Annotated in this window: 17 protein-coding genes; 10 read left to right on the forward strand and 7 right to left on the reverse strand. The window is 40.3% G+C overall.

Annotated elements, in window-relative coordinates; all coding sequences use genetic code 11:
* Position 1 precedes the first annotated feature (1 nt).
* Positions 2-967, forward strand: a complete 966-nt coding sequence (locus EHO65_RS18650; RefSeq protein ID WP_135776058.1) for an MBL fold metallo-hydrolase — start codon at positions 2-4, stop codon at positions 965-967.
* A gap of 54 nt (positions 968-1,021) precedes the next feature.
* Here EHO65_RS18650 and EHO65_RS18655 read toward each other — a convergent pair whose 3' ends face one another.
* Entirely contained in the window at positions 1,022-1,834 is an 813-nt protein-coding gene (locus EHO65_RS18655) for a carbon-nitrogen hydrolase family protein (RefSeq protein WP_135776059.1), read from the reverse strand.
* Positions 1,835-1,927: 93 nt separating this feature from the next.
* Here EHO65_RS18655 and EHO65_RS18660 point away from each other — a divergent pair, with 93 nt between their 5' ends.
* Complete coding sequence (locus EHO65_RS18660; protein WP_135776060.1) at positions 1,928-2,527, forward strand: hypothetical protein; 600 nt, start codon at positions 1,928-1,930, stop codon at positions 2,525-2,527.
* On the opposite strand, the gene EHO65_RS18665 is transcribed toward EHO65_RS18660, so the two are convergent.
* Positions 2,520-2,798 carry a DUF2442 domain-containing protein gene (locus EHO65_RS18665; RefSeq protein ID WP_135776061.1) on the reverse strand — a complete coding sequence of 93 codons (279 nt, stop codon included), beginning with the start codon at positions 2,796-2,798 and terminating at the stop codon, positions 2,520-2,522. The two genes, EHO65_RS18660 and EHO65_RS18665, sit on opposite strands and share 8 nt — an antisense overlap.
* A 184-nt stretch (positions 2,799-2,982) precedes the next feature.
* Positions 2,983-4,179 (reverse strand): DegT/DnrJ/EryC1/StrS family aminotransferase, encoded by a 1,197-nt coding sequence (locus EHO65_RS18670; RefSeq protein WP_135776062.1) that lies wholly within the window; start codon positions 4,177-4,179, stop codon positions 2,983-2,985.
* Between the two features lie 119 nt (positions 4,180-4,298).
* Between EHO65_RS18670 and add the strand changes: the two genes are divergently transcribed.
* The 4 genes from add (at position 4,299) to EHO65_RS18690 (ending at position 9,074) form a co-directional block, all read left to right on the forward strand.
* The gene (gene add / locus EHO65_RS18675) at positions 4,299-5,633 is read left to right on the forward strand and encodes an adenosine deaminase (RefSeq protein WP_135756970.1); all 1,335 of its coding nucleotides are present in this window, start codon (positions 4,299-4,301) and stop codon (positions 5,631-5,633) included.
* A 63-nt stretch (positions 5,634-5,696) separates the two neighbouring features.
* Positions 5,697-6,257: a GyrI-like domain-containing protein gene (locus EHO65_RS18680; RefSeq protein WP_208744170.1), complete on the forward strand. Its 561-nt coding sequence runs from the start codon at positions 5,697-5,699 to the stop codon at positions 6,255-6,257.
* An 8-nt stretch (positions 6,258-6,265) separates the two neighbouring features.
* A complete protein-coding gene (locus EHO65_RS18685; protein ID WP_135776064.1) occupies positions 6,266-7,627 on the forward strand; it encodes a DUF805 domain-containing protein in 1,362 nt (453 codons plus the stop codon).
* A gap of 88 nt (positions 7,628-7,715) precedes the next feature.
* Positions 7,716-9,074, forward strand: coding sequence for an adenylate/guanylate cyclase domain-containing protein (locus EHO65_RS18690; protein WP_135776065.1), 1,359 nt, complete (start codon positions 7,716-7,718; stop codon positions 9,072-9,074).
* A 463-nt stretch (positions 9,075-9,537) separates the two neighbouring features.
* Here the strand turns inward: EHO65_RS18690 and EHO65_RS18695 are convergent, their stop codons facing one another.
* Complete coding sequence (locus EHO65_RS18695) at positions 9,538-9,909, reverse strand: DoxX family protein (protein ID WP_135776066.1); 372 nt, start codon at positions 9,907-9,909, stop codon at positions 9,538-9,540.
* A 242-nt stretch (positions 9,910-10,151) separates the two neighbouring features.
* Here EHO65_RS18695 and EHO65_RS18700 point away from each other — a divergent pair, with 242 nt between their 5' ends.
* From EHO65_RS18700 to EHO65_RS18715, 4 genes are read left to right on the forward strand one after another with little or no spacing between them, the layout of a single operon-like run.
* On the forward strand, positions 10,152-10,970 hold the full coding sequence (locus tag EHO65_RS18700; RefSeq protein ID WP_135776067.1) for an efflux RND transporter periplasmic adaptor subunit: 819 nt from the start codon (positions 10,152-10,154) through the stop codon (positions 10,968-10,970).
* Entirely contained in the window at positions 10,971-12,218 is a 1,248-nt protein-coding gene (locus EHO65_RS18705; RefSeq protein ID WP_135776068.1) for an ABC transporter permease, read from the forward strand.
* A complete protein-coding gene (locus EHO65_RS18710) occupies positions 12,218-12,892 on the forward strand; it encodes an ABC transporter ATP-binding protein (RefSeq protein ID WP_135776069.1) in 675 nt (224 codons plus the stop codon). Before EHO65_RS18705 ends, EHO65_RS18710 begins: the two co-directional genes overlap by 1 nt.
* Positions 12,889-13,452, forward strand: a complete 564-nt coding sequence (locus EHO65_RS18715; RefSeq protein ID WP_135776070.1) for a TetR/AcrR family transcriptional regulator — start codon at positions 12,889-12,891, stop codon at positions 13,450-13,452. Before EHO65_RS18710 ends, EHO65_RS18715 begins: the two co-directional genes overlap by 4 nt.
* Here the strand turns inward: EHO65_RS18715 and prfB are convergent.
* The 3 genes from prfB to purD form a co-directional block, all read right to left on the reverse strand.
* Positions 13,449-14,552 (reverse strand): peptide chain release factor 2, encoded by a 1,104-nt coding sequence (prfB, locus tag EHO65_RS18720; protein ID WP_086447133.1) that lies wholly within the window; start codon positions 14,550-14,552, stop codon positions 13,449-13,451. The two genes, EHO65_RS18715 and prfB, sit on opposite strands and share 4 nt — an antisense overlap.
* Before the next feature lie 84 nt (positions 14,553-14,636).
* Positions 14,637-15,482: a hypothetical protein gene (locus EHO65_RS18725; protein ID WP_135776071.1), complete on the reverse strand. Its 846-nt coding sequence runs from the start codon at positions 15,480-15,482 to the stop codon at positions 14,637-14,639.
* A 4-nt stretch (positions 15,483-15,486) separates the two neighbouring features.
* Positions 15,487-16,758: a phosphoribosylamine--glycine ligase gene (gene purD / locus EHO65_RS18730; RefSeq protein ID WP_135776072.1), complete on the reverse strand. Its 1,272-nt coding sequence runs from the start codon at positions 16,756-16,758 to the stop codon at positions 15,487-15,489.
* Between the last annotated feature and the right edge of the window lie 8 nt (positions 16,759-16,766).

Below are 16,766 nucleotides of genomic sequence, written 5' to 3' on the forward strand. Positions count from 1 at the left end.
TATGAAACTTAAATTAATATTTTTGGCGATACTCGCCGTTTTACTTTTAGTATTTTGTACCGCATTAGGAATTCCTAAATTAGCAGTTTCGGAAGTTCCAGGATTGGAAAAATTATCCAAGGACCCAAGATTGGAAAATCCTTCCGGGTTGACCAAACTTAAATTTACGATCTTTAAAACCGGGGAAAAGAAAGCGTCTTCCGCATTCATATTCGAAGGCGGTCCCCTGTTTCATAGGAAACAGATCTATCATAGTGTAGTCTTCGTGGAACATCCTAAGGGTACTTTTTTATTCGATTCAGGTCTTGGGACTCAGATAGAGGAACAATATAAGGATCATAGATTTTATGTAAAACCTATGGTCGCCTATCAAAATCCGAATCCTTTGGTCTCTCAGCTAAGAACAAATGGGATTGATCCGAATAGGATCGGAGATATCGTTCTTTCTCATTTGCATTGGGACCATGCAGGTGGGGTGGAAGATTTTCCTAAGGCAAGGATCTGGTCTATGGAAGAAGGCAGAAAACATCTGAAAGAATTCGGAGTGAAAAAGGGCTATCTTCCAAAACAATTAGATTCAGAAAACATAATATGGAAAGATCTGGATTTTTCGTCTAAACCTTATGAAAATTATCCCAAAAGCCTGGATTGGTTTGGAGATGGTTCGGTAGTTTTCGTGCCTATGGAAGGTCATACTGCCGGAGATATCGGGATGTTCTTGAATTTACCTTCTGGAAAAAGATTCTTTTTTACAGGCGATATAACCTGGGCCAGAGAAGGTTTTGAAATTCCATCTCATAGAACCAGACTTTTGAGATCCATCGTAGACAGAGACCAGGAGCTTCTAGGAAAGGAAATATACAGAGTACATTCTCTTTTAAAAGTCTATCCAAATCTAGAAGTAGTTCCTGCTCATGATGGAGAAGTGATAGATCGTTTGGGATTATATCCTAAGTGGATTGAATAAGGATCATATGAGTCGTCTCCGGAAAATATCTGGGGGCGACATCTATCATAGGAATTATATATTTCGTCTATGTTTGAGTGCAGGTATTTTTTTACGGACCTTCCGCACTTCTTCCAGATCTATCTCTGTTAAGAGTAATTTTTCTCCTTCTCCTGCATCTCCTAAAATGTTTCCCCAAGGATCTACTACCAATGAATGTCCATAGGTTTCTCTTCCTTTTAGATGGATTCCTGTTTGAGCAGGAGCAAATATAAAACATTGATTTTCGATCGCCCTTGCTCTGAGTAAAACTTCCCAGTGAGCTTGCCCTGTGATCTTAGTAAATGCGGAAGGAACAAAGATCATTTCCGCATCCTTTTTTATTATTTCGCGAAACAATTCAGGAAAGCGTAGATCGTAACAGATCACAGAGGAGATATTTCCAAGTTCCGGACTTTTATAGGTTTCAGGAACGATTTGGCCGGATTCTACAGTTCTGGATTCTCTATATTCGATCCCGTCTCCAGGATCGGTATCGAATAAATGGATCTTATGATATTCGAATTTTTCTTTTCCATCCGGTCCAAAGATGATAGAAGTATTAAAAACTTTTCCGTTCGGAGCGGGGCTTGGAAATCCGCCTGCAAGGATAGTTATATTCAGTTTTTTTGATATATCGGAAAGAAGATTTACGGTCTTAGTTGCGATCTCTTCTGCTCTTTCTAATTTCTCCTTTTCGGATCCTAAAAAAGGGAAATTTTCTGGAAGACCGATGAGCTTAGCACCTTCGGAAGCCGCTTCACGAATGAAGTTCTCGGATTTTTGCAAATTTAAGTCTATATCGGTTCCGCTATTTAATTGGATCAGTCCTAAAAGAAAACGGTGCATAGATTCAGTATTCCAGATCCTCGGGCAAAATGCAAAATGATATTCTTTACATTCTGCTTGTCTAAGCGACTTCCCGGAAAAATTTAGGAGAGTATGGCATTCGCGCTGAAAGAATTCAAATCCATCCAAAACTTCTACTCTGGAAAAAAACATAAGGAGAATGTTTGGGCCCTCGTTTATCTTTTGCTCAGATATTTAAGTAGCGGAGAAGGAGCCATCCAAGCAGTCCAAACCTCCTGGCTACAAGGCCTTCCTGAGAATTTGTCGGAAGAAGATAAAAAAGAAGCTTCCGAAAAAGTTTTGGAACTTGCGGACCTTCTACTGGAAGCGTTACGTTCTTGGAGAGATTTAGCGGATGAAGAAGGTTCCGAGTCCGTAATGGAAGATGTGTTGGAACTTGGACAATCTGTTTTGATGGAAACAAAAGAGATGGGAGAATTTTCGGCGCTAGTACGAGAAGAATCCTTGGATATTATTTCCGACCTATGTTTGGTATGTGGAGTAGAGGTCCCAAAAGCGGGTTATAAAAAGATAGATCTTTCTGCCTTTGATGATTCTGATATCGCAGAAGAAGTAGAAGAATGGATTATCGCACTTTCTTCTTTTGAAAAAGCAGAAGAAGCTTCCGACTTGGAAGACGGGTTTTTGGTTCTTTTTGTGAAGGTGTTTTTGTTTTATATTTTCTTTAAGTAGAAGGTTCTAAGGGAAGTTGAAATTTTCCTTCTAAGATTCCTTGGACGGTCAGGTCTTCGTCCAAGTTTTCCCAACGGAGTGCATGTCCCTTTAATTCTAATTTAACTTCTTGGAGTTGTGAATCCGAGGCGGCTTTCAATAATTTGAATCTGTCGGCCGGAAAGCCTAAAACTCTACCGTCACTCAATTCTAAATAGATCATTCGATGTTCTACCCAAACCTTGATTGCAGGCACATTCGTAATTAGATTATTGCCAGCCGTGGAACTCATTATACGCCTCTAAAAATCGCTCTCTATATTCGAACACCAGCTTTTCGATTTCTCGAATTTCATGATTTTTAAAACCGTAGGCATTGGATTTTGCCACTAGTTTTTGAAAGTTAAGCAAAACCAATTGAATAATGGATTGACCGCCGGAATAGTGATTCCGGCAGATTCTAAAGAAATTTGTCTCTTACAGATTCGTAAAAATATCTTTCACTGCAGTGACAACATCTTCTATATCGCCATCAGTCATGCCTGCGAATAGAGGAAGAGAAAGAGTTCTCTTATACATTGCATCCGCGTTCGGATAATTTTTTCTTTCGAATCCGAATCTTTGGTAGAAAGGATGTTCGTATAGAGGAATAAAATGAAGGCTAGAACCTATATTTCGTTTTTGTAATTCAGAGCATAGGATGTCTCTGTTGATCTTTCCCGGGACGGTATCTACTTCTACTCTAAATAAATGCCAAGAATGTTCTCCGTCGATCGCAGGTAGAGGAAGATGTAAAAAAGGAAGATCTGCAAATTCGGAGCGGTAGATCTCTGCGATTTGGATCCTTCTTCTCCAAAGATCCTCTGCCTCCGCAAGCTGTACGAGGCCGAGTGCCGCAGCGATATCGCTCATATTATATTTATAACCTGGAGAAACTACTTCATAATACCAGCCTGGACGACCGTAAGTTTCTCTGTTAATACCATGAAGTCTCATCAGTTTCATTCTTTCTGCAAAATGAGCATGACGTGTGGTGACCATTCCACCCTCTCCGGTAGTGATCCCTTTAGTAGCATAAAAACTGAATACGGTAAAATCACCGTGGGTTCCGATCTTTTCTCCTTTATGAACTGCGGGGAATGCATGTGCAGAATCCTCGATTACATAAAGATGATATTCTTTTGCGAGTGAATTGATAGAATCCATATCGCAAACTGCGCCTGCAAGATGCACCGGCATTACTGCGCGTACTGTTTTTCCGGTTTTTTTATGAACCAGATTCCCTTTGGAAAATACACATTCTTTTTCAATAGTTTCCTTTAAGGTGGCTTCAGTCATTAGGTTGAAGATTGGGTCAATATCGGTAAGGATCGGCTCTGCGCCGAAATAACAAACTGTCTCTGCGGTTGCGGTAAATGTTACTGCAGGAACAAGTACTGCATCCTCGGAACAAAGTCCGATGGATTCCAAAGCAAGATGAAGTCCTGCGGTCGCGGAATTCATTGCCAGGGCAAATTCTGCTCCTGTGTATTTTGCAAATTCTTCTTCGAATTCTTTTACTTTTGGTCCTGAGGTGATCCAGCCGGAGCGCAGTACCGCCGCCACTTCTTCGATCGCTTTTTCTGAAATCGAGGGGAGTGCGAAAGGTAAAAACGTTTTTCTTGCTGTGATCATGAGACAAAATCCTCCGGCGCTTCTTTTAGGATCGGAAGATTTCCGGAAAAGATAAGGGGAAAACCTTCAGAATCTTTTTCCGAATTGAAATCCGACGGGGTTTTACTTACCCTGCTCCCGTGGGCGTGACCTTCTCAGAAATTTTGGAAAGAATCCGGATCTTAGACCGGGATGTCTCCGAATTGAACCGTCTGAAGAGCAGACTCCCAGCAGACCGGCCTTATTCTTCCTCCCTTCAAATTTCTTTCGATAAGCAGATCAATAATCTGCTCAACGAAAGGATCCGCCTTTTAGATCTCGAAATTTCTGATCCGCCTCGTTGGCTTTTAGGTGACTCAGATGCTTATGATTCCGGGCAAAGAACGGCATCTGCGTTTTTGGAACCTGCGGATCTTTCTTCCAAAAAGTTACAAGACCAGGATGTTATCAACCTAATCAGAGAGTTGCCTAAGACGGAGATCCATCTTCATTTAGAAGCATGCGTCAATAAGGATACCATGAAAAAACTCATGGTTAAAAATGGGATCCAACTCAGCGATGAAGAGTTTGAAGCTAAGTTTAATTTTAAAGACCTAAACGGTTTTATCCAAGTATTCTTCTTTATCCAAAGTTTGGTGAAAGAACCTGCCGACCTTTATTATTTTGTGGGAAGCCTCGCAGAATACATGAGAGCAAATAGGATCTTATATACCGAAGTATTCTTCGCTCCTTCTAAGTTTATCCAAAACGGTTTAGACTTCGACGAGATGGTAAGCCAACTTGTAGAAGGTATTAGAGAAGAGAAAGAGAAGGATGGTATTGAGATCCGCCTTCTTGTAGACGTTTCCAGATCCTTCGGTCCTGAAAACGCGATGAACAACTTAAATAGAGTTCTTAAACTCAAACATAAGGAAGTTATCGGGATCGGTTTGGGTGGAGCGGAACTTATGGGACCGGCTCGAGACTACGCAGAAGTATTCAAAAAAGCTAAAGAAGCTGGGCTCAGAACAGTTGCTCACTCCGGAGAGGACGACGGTCCTTGGGCAATTTGGGAAGCTGTAGAACTTTGTAAGGCGGAACGTATAGGCCATGGAACTTCTGCCATCCAAGATCCTGAACTGGTGAATTATCTAAGAGAAAACAAAATCCCGATAGAGATTTGTGTTACGTCTAATGTGTTTACCGGGAAATATGTGCGCAAAGAACAGAATCACCCTGTTCGTTATTATTATGACCAAGGTCTTCCGCTATGTATTAATACGGATGATCCTGAAATATTCAACGTCAACCTGACTTATGAATATTTTAAACTTTGGAGATTTTTGGACTTTTCCTTGGACGAGATCGTGGATCTGATCAGACAAGGTGTATATGCTACCTTCCATCCTCAAAAGGAAACACTTTGGAAGGATATGGAAGTCCAGATCAAAAAAGTAAAAGAGAAATACGGTCTCTTAGAACCCAGCCTAAAGTAAATTTCTTTCTTGCAATCAGCATTATACTTCGTTTAAAATTCCCTTCCGGAGTTTAAGATGAAGTTGAAAATTTTCTTAGGTGTTACTCTTGCCTTAATCGTTTCGGGTGTTGGCTATTTTTATTATTTGGGTGCATTTGATACCGTTCAAGTAAAGGAAGAAACATTAGGACCATTCTATGTTCTATCACATGATAGAGTAGGGAATTATAGAAACGTAGGGGAAACTTTCGAAACCATCCAGAAGGAATTTCCGGAGAAGGGGATTAAAAATTATAAAATGTTCGGGATCTATAAAGATAACCCGAATACTGTTCCAGAAGAAAAATTAAGATGCGAAGTAGGTGCCTTATTTTCCGAACCTATCGCTGAAATTCCCTCCGGATTTTCTTTGCCCTTAAAATACAAAGTTATAGAAAAGAAAAGATATCTAGCTGCCGACTTTCCGCTTAAAAGTTTTGTTTCTATCTTTCTTGGAATTTTTAAAGTTTATCCAGAACTCACAAAGGCCTGTATAGAAAAGGGTTGTGATATGAATGGTAAGGCCTCTATGGAGATTTACGAGCCAATCACGGAGAAAAATACGAAATATCTTTTCCCTTTAGATTCCTCCGGGATAGATTGAGGTAAGGAATGTTTTCTCAACTCAAAGAACTCTTGAATGTTTCTCTTCCTATTGATCGGAAAAAATTTTTTGTTACAGGAATAATTCTATTCTTCATTAAATATAGTATAGATAGAATTATAGCTTATGCATTTTTCGATCGCTTATGGTGGATCTCTGAGTATTTCAAAGATCCTGGAAAGATCGTCCTACAGAAATTTGAGCCGGAAGAATCCAGGTTTTATTTTACCTTACTCTTGGTCTCTTTGCCTTTCATTTATTTAGGTACAATATTCTGCATCAAGAGGTTAAGAAGTATAGGTTTAAGTTCTTTCTGGGTACTTTTGTTTTTTGTTCCATTTCTGAACTTTCTAATGTTCTTTTTATTATCCGTACTTCCGGAAAATTTATATAATAATAAAGAAGTCGGATCTTCTCCTGAGTTTTTTCCGAAGTCTAAGCTGATTGTTTCTATTTGGTCGATCATTTTTGCTGCGAGTATCTCACTTCTATTCAGCATTTTTTCTACAGATATATTAAAAGCCTACGGAGCGAGTTTGTTCGTAGGCGGACCATTTATAATAGGATTTACTTCCGTAGTATTATATTCCAGAGCTGAACCAGTCGACTTTAAACAAGCAATGCTCATCTCGTTTACGGCGATTTCAATAGCAGGCATTCTTACATTAATAGTCGCCTTGGAAGGAATTATCTGTCTTATGATGGCTGCTCCATTGGCCTACTTTCTGGGGTTTTTAGGTGGAGGAATCGCATATCTTCTTCAGGCGAAGTCCAAACTAGTATCCTCCATTCTGCCATTTTTGTTTTTGATCTTACCTTCGGTTGCGTATTTAGAAGCCAATTTGGATAAAAAATCCGATTGGTATATGGTAGAAACCAGTCTGAAAATTTCCTCGTCCAGAGAAAAAGTTTGGAAAGGTCTATTCGAATTTTCTGATATACCTGAACCTAAGGAAATTATCTTTAATGCGGGAGTTTCTTATCCAGTTCGTGCAAGGGTGGAAGGAAAAGGAATCGGTGCAATTCGATACTGTGAGTTTAATAACGGAGTATTCGTGGAAGAAATCACCAATTGGGATGAGAACAATTCATTAGAATTTAATGTTATCCGCCAACCTGATGCAATGAAAGAGCTGAGTCCTTATAAAAATATCAGACCTACACATCTGGACGGATACTTTGCATCTAAAAAAGGGAGTTTCCAATTGGTTTCCTTGGGAAAGAATGAGACACTTCTAATCGGAAGGACCTGGTTCTTAAATAAATTCGGTCCAACTACGTACTGGAATGTTTGGATCCATTGGATTTTACATAAGATCCATTATAGAGTTTTGGATCATATACGTAATTCTGTCGAAGTTTCTTCGTAAAACGATGAGCAGTCGGCGGTTTAGAATTTTGCAAAATCAGACAAATAAGTATTTCCAACATCTTAAAATTCCCGCGAAATAGTCGCCTATGAGCGTTTTCAAAACCTTATTCGAATATTGCCGGATCCCGGAAAGGATCTGGAAAAAATTATTATCGATCGGAGTAGAAGACGCGCCTGGGGCTAGATACATAGTCGCTACCAATGCCGTAGTATTGATTACGGCTATATTCACATTAGTTTATTATATCGTATTCACTGCCTTCGGATTAGTATTTCCAATCTGGCTCTACTTACTTTGGACAGCGAATGTTTTCGGATATGCTTTCGTACTATTCTTGAACTTTATTCGTTCCCATAAGGCCGCTAGACTATTACTTGCTGCTGTAGGGACAATGCAACTTTTGATGATCTCCAGGATCTTGCCTCAAGAAGCAGGGTTGGATTTATACATTATTGCAAGTTTTGCATTTCCTTTTTATATTTTTCCTCCGGAAGAGAAAAAATACATCTATATGATGGAAGCAGCACTTGCACTTTTGTTCGTTGCCGTCCATATCATTCCTTATTTTTTCGATCCGATCCTTAGCTTAGATCCGAAATACAAAAGTTACTTTTATTTTATTAGTTTGATCCTCGTAGTTGCCTGGTTTTCATTCATCGGCAAAGAATTAGCACAGGCTGCCTGGGAGGCGGATCGTTCTCTTAAGGAAGAAAAAGCAAAAACAGAATTACTTTTGTTGAATATACTTCCGAAGGAAACTGCAGAAGAGCTTAAAAAAACCGGAAGTTCCGAGCCAAGGCTGATTACACAAGCTACAGTCCTATTCACGGACTTTTACGGATTCACTTCCATCGCAGAAAAACTTACTCCAAATGATCTGGTGAAAGAACTAGATTTTTGTTTTAGGCATTTCGACTCGGTTACTGAAACACATAGATTGGAAAAATTGAAAACGATCGGAGACGCATATATGTGTGTAGCCGGGGTTCCTTCTTACAGATCTTCACATGCGGTAGACAGTTTGCTCGCCGCATTAGAAATGCTGGAACGTTTAGAGGAATTATCCAAATTAAAAAAAGGACCTAACTGGAAGGCAAGAATAGGAATCCACTCAGGACCCTTAGTTGCAGGAGTCATCGGTGCACGAAAATTTTCATACGATGTATGGGGAGACACAGTCAATCTTGCGAGTCGAATGGAATCCAATAGCGAACCTGGTAAAGTAAACGTGACACAATCAATTGTAGATTTAACCGATGAATATTTCCAATTCAAGTCCCGTGGAAAACTGCCAGTGAAGAACAAAGAAAAAACAGCAATGTATTTTCTATTAGGATTAAAACCGGAATTCAGAGATCGAAAAAATCCACGAAACCCAAACGGAAAATTCTGGGAAGAATACGGCAAACAATTCGGAAGAAGAGAGCCGATTATTTCATTTTAAAAATAATTTGGCCGCGTCCTCGCGAACGATCCATGGGCGCTTATCGAGGCACACCAAACAGCTCGGACCGGGCTCTCGCCTTCGGTCAAAAAATCGCATTCGCGATTTTTATGACCCCGGCTCGATCCCTCGCGGGCAGAGAGCGAAGACAATGATTGTGCAAGTAAATTTGCGTTGTAGGAGCTCCTACACGAGTTGTAAAATTTGCTTGAAAGAATTAGGAATTTCTGATATGGGAATGGGAGCTTTCCCACAAGCCACTCCCCCCAATCCCAATGCAGGGTGGGGGTCGTTTTTGAAACTTTGACTCCGATCAAATGCAGCTGCCCATTCAATCTTTTCGCTCGTTTGATCTTTCGATCATCGACTCGCATACGCGGTCGTCTTCTCGCTCCTATTGTCGCTGCGAAGGGGTGGGGGCGAGCGCTTACACATGTAGGAACTCCTACAAAAAGATCATTACTTAAACTTTTTCAGCTTCTAATTTTCTCCAAGTAATATAAGAAACAGCAACTAGTACCAAGAAAATAAATGGAGTCGCGAAATTTGGATCTTTCGCTAAAAGATGAGAAAGCCCTGCACCTAACACATTGAAGGTGATTCCTGCATAAGCCCATTCTTTGAGCCTTGGAAATTTAGGATAAAGAAGTGCAATTGCGCTTAAACCTTTCGCAGGTCCTAAGATTAAAGCTAGGTATCCAGGATAGCCTAGGTGTGCGAGTCCCTCTAAAACTTGTGGGCTTTGACTTGTATATGCATACGCACCGAATAAATTTCCAACAGCGATAAGACCTGTGGTTGCCCAATATAAAACTTTAATAACTGTTTTGTTCATATAGATCCTCTGATTTCGAGATTCGATATAGTTAAGAATTCAACTTCAGCTGTAAATATAAATCGATATAGAATTTCAATTGCTCATGGATTGTAGAAGCTTCTACAGCAAGATGGAAAGAAGATTCGATTTTGGGGAGGGAATATTGCTGACAATATGGCATTTTTGAATGTAAACTAAAATACAATAAAATAGTTTACTTTTTTGAATTGGTTCCGTCCTAGTGGTAGTAGGACAAGGTTATGAAAATTTCTCTTCCACTCGATCGTTGGATACTTCAGCTCAAGAATAAACCCAAACTTTTAATTTGGGGCATTCTTCCAATACTCTTACTTCTGGTTCTTCTTATTTGGAGAAGTAGGAATTCCAACACCGACACTTCTGAAATTATCCAAGGCTCCATAATAGAATCGGTATATGGTCTCGCAACCGTCAGTTCCTCCGAAGTGTATCATCTTAGGGTTGCGATACCTTCTGCCATTCGAAAAATTTATGTGGAAGAAGGCGATCAGGTCCAAGAAGGAACTCCTCTCGTAGAGTTCGATAGTTTTGGCACTATGAAATCTCCTTTTGCAGGAGTAGTAACTAACGTTGCTTATGAAACCAAAGAGACTGTGGTCCCTCAAACTCCAGTAATAACCGTGATGGATCTGAAAAAAAGATACCTGACTGTATCTTTAGAAGAAAAAGGTGCGGTAAAGGTTAAAAAAGGCCAGAAGGTTCGCATTCGTTTCGAAGCATTAGGAGATAAAAACTTCGGAGGAGAAGTTAAGTCAGTATATCCCGCAGACGGACAATTCCAAGTCCATATCACTCCGATCGGAATCCCTACCGAGATACTTCCTGGAATGACAGCCGATATTGCAATAGAGACTTCGAGTAAGGAAAACGTTATATTGGTTCCGATCAAAGGTATCCAATCCGGAAAAATTAAAGTATTAGAAAATGGTAAAGTTCATATTAAGAAAATCGAGACTGGACTTACGAACGGAGAATACGCTGAACTTGTTTCCGGAGATGTACGTTTGGGAGATAGGGTGCTTGTCCAGGAGGATAAATAAATGTTATTTATCGCTCTTCGGCAAATGTCTGCCCGCAAAAAACAAACTATCCTTACCTTGCTTGGGATTATTTTAGGTGCGACTGCTTATATAGTGATCTCAGGGATCATGTTGGGACTACGAGAATATCTGATAGACCAACTTGTGAATAACGATGCCCATATTAGGATTTCTTCTCAGGTAAAAATTATAGGAGAGAAGGACCTAGATCAGGTGCTTTTCCATTCTAAGGAAATTCCTTTTTGGTCCGTTCCTCCTTCCGGGAGAAGAGATACCGAACAAATCGAGAACCAGGCAGGATGGCAAAAAAAAGTCGCTTCTGATCCGGAAGTAGAGGCAAGTTCTCCACAACTTCAGATAAAAGTAATATATAGAAGAGGGAAAATCGCAGAAGCAGGTAGGGTCATCGGAGTAAAGCCTGAATTTCAAGCTAAGGTCGCTAGGATTACTGAAAATATCATACAAGGTAATTTTTTAGAGATTAAAGAAAGTGGAAACAAGCTTATAATCGGAGAAGGACTACGACTTTTGCTCGGAGCCAGGATCTCGGATACCGTATATATCAGTACCGGAAAATCGGAACCGATTCCTTTTAAAATAGCCGCTTCCTTCCAAATGGGAAACAAGGCAATCGATGATAGCACAGCATTTGCAAATTTGGGAGATGTCCAAAGTTTAAACCAAACCCCGAATCGGATAAGCGATATTGCAGTTCGCCTTAAGGATGTTTCTAAAGCAACTCTTAAGGCGAGAGAATGGGCCGAATCCGGAGATGTAAAAGTGCAAAGCTGGGAAGATGTAAATGCCACATTTATTTCTCTATTTAAAATGCAAGATGCGATTCGTTACGCATTGGTCGGAACGATCTTACTCGTAGCAGGATTCGGAATTTATAATATTCTAAACATTGTGATCGGACAGAAGAGAAGGGAGATTGCGATCCTTAGATCCATAGGATATGAAGCAGGAGACATTCTGAAAATATTTTTGATCCAAGGTTTGATCTTAGGTATTGCCGGGGGTGTTTTGGGAATGTTTTTGGGTAATCTGATCTGCAGAAGACTAGAGCATGTATCCTTTTCAAATCCCCTTATGCAAACTAAATCCGGAATGATGATGGTTTCATTTGCACCTTCTATTTATTTCCAAGCGTTCTTGCTTGCATTTATTGCTACATTGATCGCGAGTATTTTTCCTGCACGATCTGCCAGTAAACTTTCTCCAATTGAGATCATTCGGGGGGAATAATGGGAATCATATTGGAAAACGTTACAAAGAGTTTTGGTAAACCTCCTACTGATATCATCAAAGGAATTAGCCTTGAGATCAAAGAAAACGAATTTGTTTCTTTAACAGGAAAATCTGGCTCCGGTAAAAGTACTCTTTTGTATTTGATCAGCAGTTTGGACGACCCTTCTCAAGGAAAGATCAGCATAGACGGAAGAACGATCAGTTCTTTGTCTCAAACAGATCTCCATTCTTTTAGAAATCTTCATATGGGATTCGTATTCCAATTTCATTATCTTCTTCCTGAGTTTACAGCTTTGGAAAACGTTCTGATGCCTGCTTTAAAAGCAGGTAAACTGAAAGAAAAAAGAGAAGATGCTATCCGACTTTTAAAACGATTCGATCTAGGAGACAAGTTGGATCATATTCCTTCTAAACTTTCCGGAGGACAGATGCAAAGGGTCTCCATCGCAAGAGCATTGGTGATGAAACCTAGATATCTTTTTGCAGATGAACCTACTGGTGCTTTGGATTCAGCCAACGCAAAGATCGTTATGGATATCTTTAAGGATATCAATAAAACGGAAGGAACCACAGTGATTATGGTCACTCATGATCCTGATTTTGCTAAATCCGCCAAGAGACAGATCAAACTAGTGGATGGTATGATCTCCAACGGAAAGGGGGAGAAATGATAGAAAGAATTTTAGAAAGAACCTTTCTTCTTTTTTTGTCCTCCGGTTTTGCAAAAACGAACACCGATCAAATCGCAAAACATATCGGTATCAGCAAAAGAACATTATATAAATATTATGATACCAAGGATAAATTGATCGATTCGGTTTTCGAGCTGATGAGGTCAAAGGTCCAAGCCAAGTTTGATAAGGTTTTGCAGGATAAGGCCAAAGACCCGATCGATCGTTTAAAGGAGATTTTATTCTTCATTTCGGATATGGGATCCAAGATGTCCAAAACGTTTGCCAAGGATATTGAGATGGTGCGCCCGGATCTATTTATTACTATGAGGGAGTTCCGTAAACAAAGGATATTGAGTTTAGCGGACCTTCTCCGGGAAGGACAAAAAGCAGGTCAGATACGGAAGGATGTTACACCCGAGCTGACGATCGATATTCTTTTGGCTGCTGTGGACGGGATCTTAAATCCGACTTATTTATTCCAGAGTCCTTATTCTAATACGATGGCATTCGATGCGATCGTTACCATCTTCTTAGAAGGAGTTCAGGAAAAATATTAAAGAGTTTTTAAGTAAGCCATGATGAACGGTTCGATATCTCCGTCCATGACTGCTTGCACGTTCCCTGTTTCCTGATCTGTACGATGGTCTTTCACCATATTATAAGGATGGAATACATAAGAGCGGATCTGACTTCCCCAAGAAATGTCTTTTTTCTCTCCGGATTTTTTTTCCAAATCGTCTTTTAATCTTTCTTGTTCCAGCTCATAAAGTCTCGCTTTTAACATCTTAAAAGCAGTGTCCCTGTTTTTGATCTGGGACCTTTCGTTCTGGCAAGCGACTACGATTCCACTTGGAATATGAGTGATACGAACTGCGGAGTCGGTGGTGTTAACGTGCTGTCCACCTGCTCCGGAAGAACGGTATACATCCACTCGGATATCTTTATCTTCTATCTTGATATCTATATCGTCGTCTAACTCTGGGCTTACATGGACGGATACGAAAGATGTGTGCCTACGTTTGTTTGCATCGAAAGGAGAAATCCGCACCAAACGATGCACTCCATTCTCACATTTCATAAATCCGTAAGCAAAATCACCTATAACATGTATGGTGGCATTTTTGATCCCGGCACCGTCCCCCTCTTGGAAGTCTACAACGCTGTACTGGTATCCCTTTTTATCGAAATATTTCAGATACATTCTGAAAAGCATCTCTGCCCAGTCCTGGCTTTCTGTCCCGCCGGCACCCGGATGGATATTTAAGAACGCAGGTTTCATGTCTTCCGGTTCGTTTAGAGCACCTAAAAGTTCCAGTCTTTCGAATTCCGACTTTAATCTTTGGTATTCGGAGCTGAGTTCGTCTACTCCGTCTTCTCCCTTTTCGTCGAAAGTGAGTTCAACTAAATCAGGAAAATCTAATATATCTCTTCTGATATTGACCCAAGGTTCTAATTTTCTTTCTAATTCCGTTTTTCTTTGGCTGATCGATTTCGCCTGGTCAGGGTTATCCCAGAAAGTGGGTTCTGCGATACGATCATTATATGATTTGAGCTGGTCCTGGTCTTTATCCAGGTTCAAAAGTTTCCAGCGATTTAAAAAGTTCTCTTGAAGTTCTTTAGAGAGGCGCTTCAGTTCCTTGGCGTTCTTAACTTCCATTTCGGTCCAATAAAATATATAATATTAATCTAATTTGCAAATTTGCGGATGATTAGTCCGGGATCGTACTGTAAAGGAGTGTATTTATCGAAAGAGGAAATCTTCGCTTTCTTCTCTGGCTTCTTCCCAGCTAAATACTGTGTCCCTGAGCTGAGGAGTGTTTCCTTCTACCGTGGAGACAAGTTGGTATTCTTCCTTTCTGCCAAATTCTTCCGGGAGGCGTTTTAGGACAAGTTTTCCGGAGCGGATCAGATCCAAAACATGTAGTAAGAATGGGTCTCTTTCGGAACGTTGAAGTTCCTTCATGGAAGAATAAAAAGGCATGATACCTTTATAGAACCAATCTACAGTCTCGTTTTTGCCCGGAGCCCAAAGTTGATCCAATCGAATGGATTCCTCTTGGACTAAACTTTTACCTTGGAAAGGTTTTTGCAGATGTCTGCACTGAAAATATAGTTCGTGATTGATCTCGCGTGGGAAGGTCCTGCCGTATCCTGCTCCGATCCATTCTAACCATGCCTTCTTCTCTTTGCTTGGAAGTGCAGGTATCAATGCGAACAGATAGTTTTGATTTCGGAAAACTCTGGATTGTGCAAGAAAGTCCAAAACCTCGTAAGGGATCATATAATGACCCGCCTGCCATTCGATTACGACGGGAACATTCTCCACATCCAAGTATTCGTCAGGAGTTTCTTTTTGGACAACATCACCGAATTGAGTGAGTATATAAATAAAAGATAATAGTTCTTTGCGAGTCATGGAACGGATCAGAGTGTCCGAATCCAGTTTTTGTTTCAAAGAAGCACGAATTAGATTATATTGTTCTAAAGGATATTGATGGGGAGATAGAATGATCCCTAAATGTTTTTCTAATTTGCGAAGGTTGGACCTTTCGACTAAATCGATATTTCCGGAAACTAGAAAAGGCATAAACTTAAAGAGCTTTACTCGCGATATCTTTACGGAAGAAGGTTTTAGAAATTTTAAATCCGCTTAGATAAGAATAAACTTTATCCACAGATTCTTTTAAGTCCTTACCGTAAGAAGAGATTCCTAGAATTCTTCCACCCGTTGATATTAAGTTTCCATCCTTTTTTAAAGTGCCAGCATGAAAAACTACTAGATCTTTACTATTCGTTTCAGGTAAATTCAAAGGAATATTCTTTTCATAAGAATCGGGGTAACCTTCCGCGGCCAAAACGACTACGGTGGATGCTCCGGGTCTCAAACCTATTTTTACATCGCCGAGTGCCCCTTTGGCAGACGCTTGGAAAATTTCCAGTAGGTCACCTTCTAACATGGGTAACACACATTGTGTCTCAGGGTCACCGAATCTACAATTGAACTCTACTACTCTAGGATTTCCCTTGGAATCTATCATTAATCCGGCATATAAAAGGCCTTTATAAGGATTTCCTTTCTTGCGAAAGATCTCGAATACAGGTTGGAAGACGAGTGCATTCACTTTTTCTAATGTTTCTTTGGTGACGATCGGGGCAGGGCAGTATGCACCCATACCGCCTGTATTCGGTCCTAGGTCTCCGTCATACGCTCTTTTATGGTCTTGAGCAGCGGGAAGAGTGAAATAAGTATTTCCATCACTGATCGCAAAGATAGAAGCTTCTTGTCCGTCCATGAACTCTTCTATAACAACTTTGGATCCACTTTTTCCGAATTTATTGTCTAAAAAGATCTCTTTTAGAGCTTGTGTTGCTTGAGGAAGTTCAGTGCAAACTGTTACACCCTTACCAGCAGCAAGGCCGTCAGCCTTGATTACGATAGGTGCTCCTTCTTTTTTAACATATGCAGATGCCGATTCGTAATTATCGAATGAAGCATACTTCGCGGTAGGCACTTCAGCTTCTATCATTAATGCTTTTGCAAATTCTTTCGAGCCTTCTATCTGAGCACAATAAGCAGAAGGTCCGAAAACCGGGACTCCTATCTCAGCCAGCCAGTCTCCGATCCCGTCTACTAATGGATCTTCCGGACCAACTACCACTAAATCGTATTCATTTTTTTGAATGAAGCTTTGAACGGAAGATTTACTCTTCAGATCGAAAGAATTCGGGGCCAAAACCTCAGAATCAGGAAAGCCTCCGTTACCCGGAAAAACATGTAATTGGCTGAGTTTAGGGGACTGGCGAAGCTTATAGGCAATAGCACTTTCGCGACCGCCAGAGCCGATTAAAAGGATCTTAGACATAATATTTC

Source organism: Leptospira andrefontaineae (genome assembly GCF_004770105.1).
Taxonomy (GTDB): domain Bacteria; phylum Spirochaetota; class Leptospiria; order Leptospirales; family Leptospiraceae; genus Leptospira_B; species Leptospira_B andrefontaineae.

Coding starts and splice junctions, on each gene's coding strand:
- EHO65_RS18725 (WP_135776071.1), bottom strand. CDS start 15,482: ATGCCTTTTCTAGTTTCCGGAAATATCGATTTAGTCGAAAGGTCCAAC.
- EHO65_RS18655 (WP_135776059.1), bottom strand. CDS start 1,834: ATGCACCGTTTTCTTTTAGGACTGATCCAATTAAATAGCGGAACCGAT.
- EHO65_RS18685 (WP_135776064.1), top strand. CDS start 6,266: ATGTTTTCTCAACTCAAAGAACTCTTGAATGTTTCTCTTCCTATTGAT.
- purD (WP_135776072.1), bottom strand. CDS start 16,758: ATGTCTAAGATCCTTTTAATCGGCTCTGGCGGTCGCGAAAGTGCTATT.
- EHO65_RS18700 (WP_135776067.1), top strand. CDS start 10,152: ATGAAAATTTCTCTTCCACTCGATCGTTGGATACTTCAGCTCAAGAAT.
- EHO65_RS18665 (WP_135776061.1), bottom strand. CDS start 2,798: ATGAGTTCCACGGCTGGCAATAATCTAATTACGAATGTGCCTGCAATC.
- EHO65_RS18705 (WP_135776068.1), top strand. CDS start 10,971: ATGTTATTTATCGCTCTTCGGCAAATGTCTGCCCGCAAAAAACAAACT.
- EHO65_RS18715 (WP_135776070.1), top strand. CDS start 12,889: ATGATAGAAAGAATTTTAGAAAGAACCTTTCTTCTTTTTTTGTCCTCC.
- EHO65_RS18650 (WP_135776058.1), top strand. CDS start 2: ATGAAACTTAAATTAATATTTTTGGCGATACTCGCCGTTTTACTTTTA.
- EHO65_RS18690 (WP_135776065.1), top strand. CDS start 7,716: ATGAGCGTTTTCAAAACCTTATTCGAATATTGCCGGATCCCGGAAAGG.
- EHO65_RS18660 (WP_135776060.1), top strand. CDS start 1,928: ATGGCATTCGCGCTGAAAGAATTCAAATCCATCCAAAACTTCTACTCT.
- EHO65_RS18695 (WP_135776066.1), bottom strand. CDS start 9,909: ATGAACAAAACAGTTATTAAAGTTTTATATTGGGCAACCACAGGTCTT.
- EHO65_RS18710 (WP_135776069.1), top strand. CDS start 12,218: ATGGGAATCATATTGGAAAACGTTACAAAGAGTTTTGGTAAACCTCCT.
- EHO65_RS18670 (WP_135776062.1), bottom strand. CDS start 4,179: ATGATCACAGCAAGAAAAACGTTTTTACCTTTCGCACTCCCCTCGATT.
- prfB (WP_086447133.1), bottom strand. CDS start 14,552: ATGGAAGTTAAGAACGCCAAGGAACTGAAGCGCCTCTCTAAAGAACTT.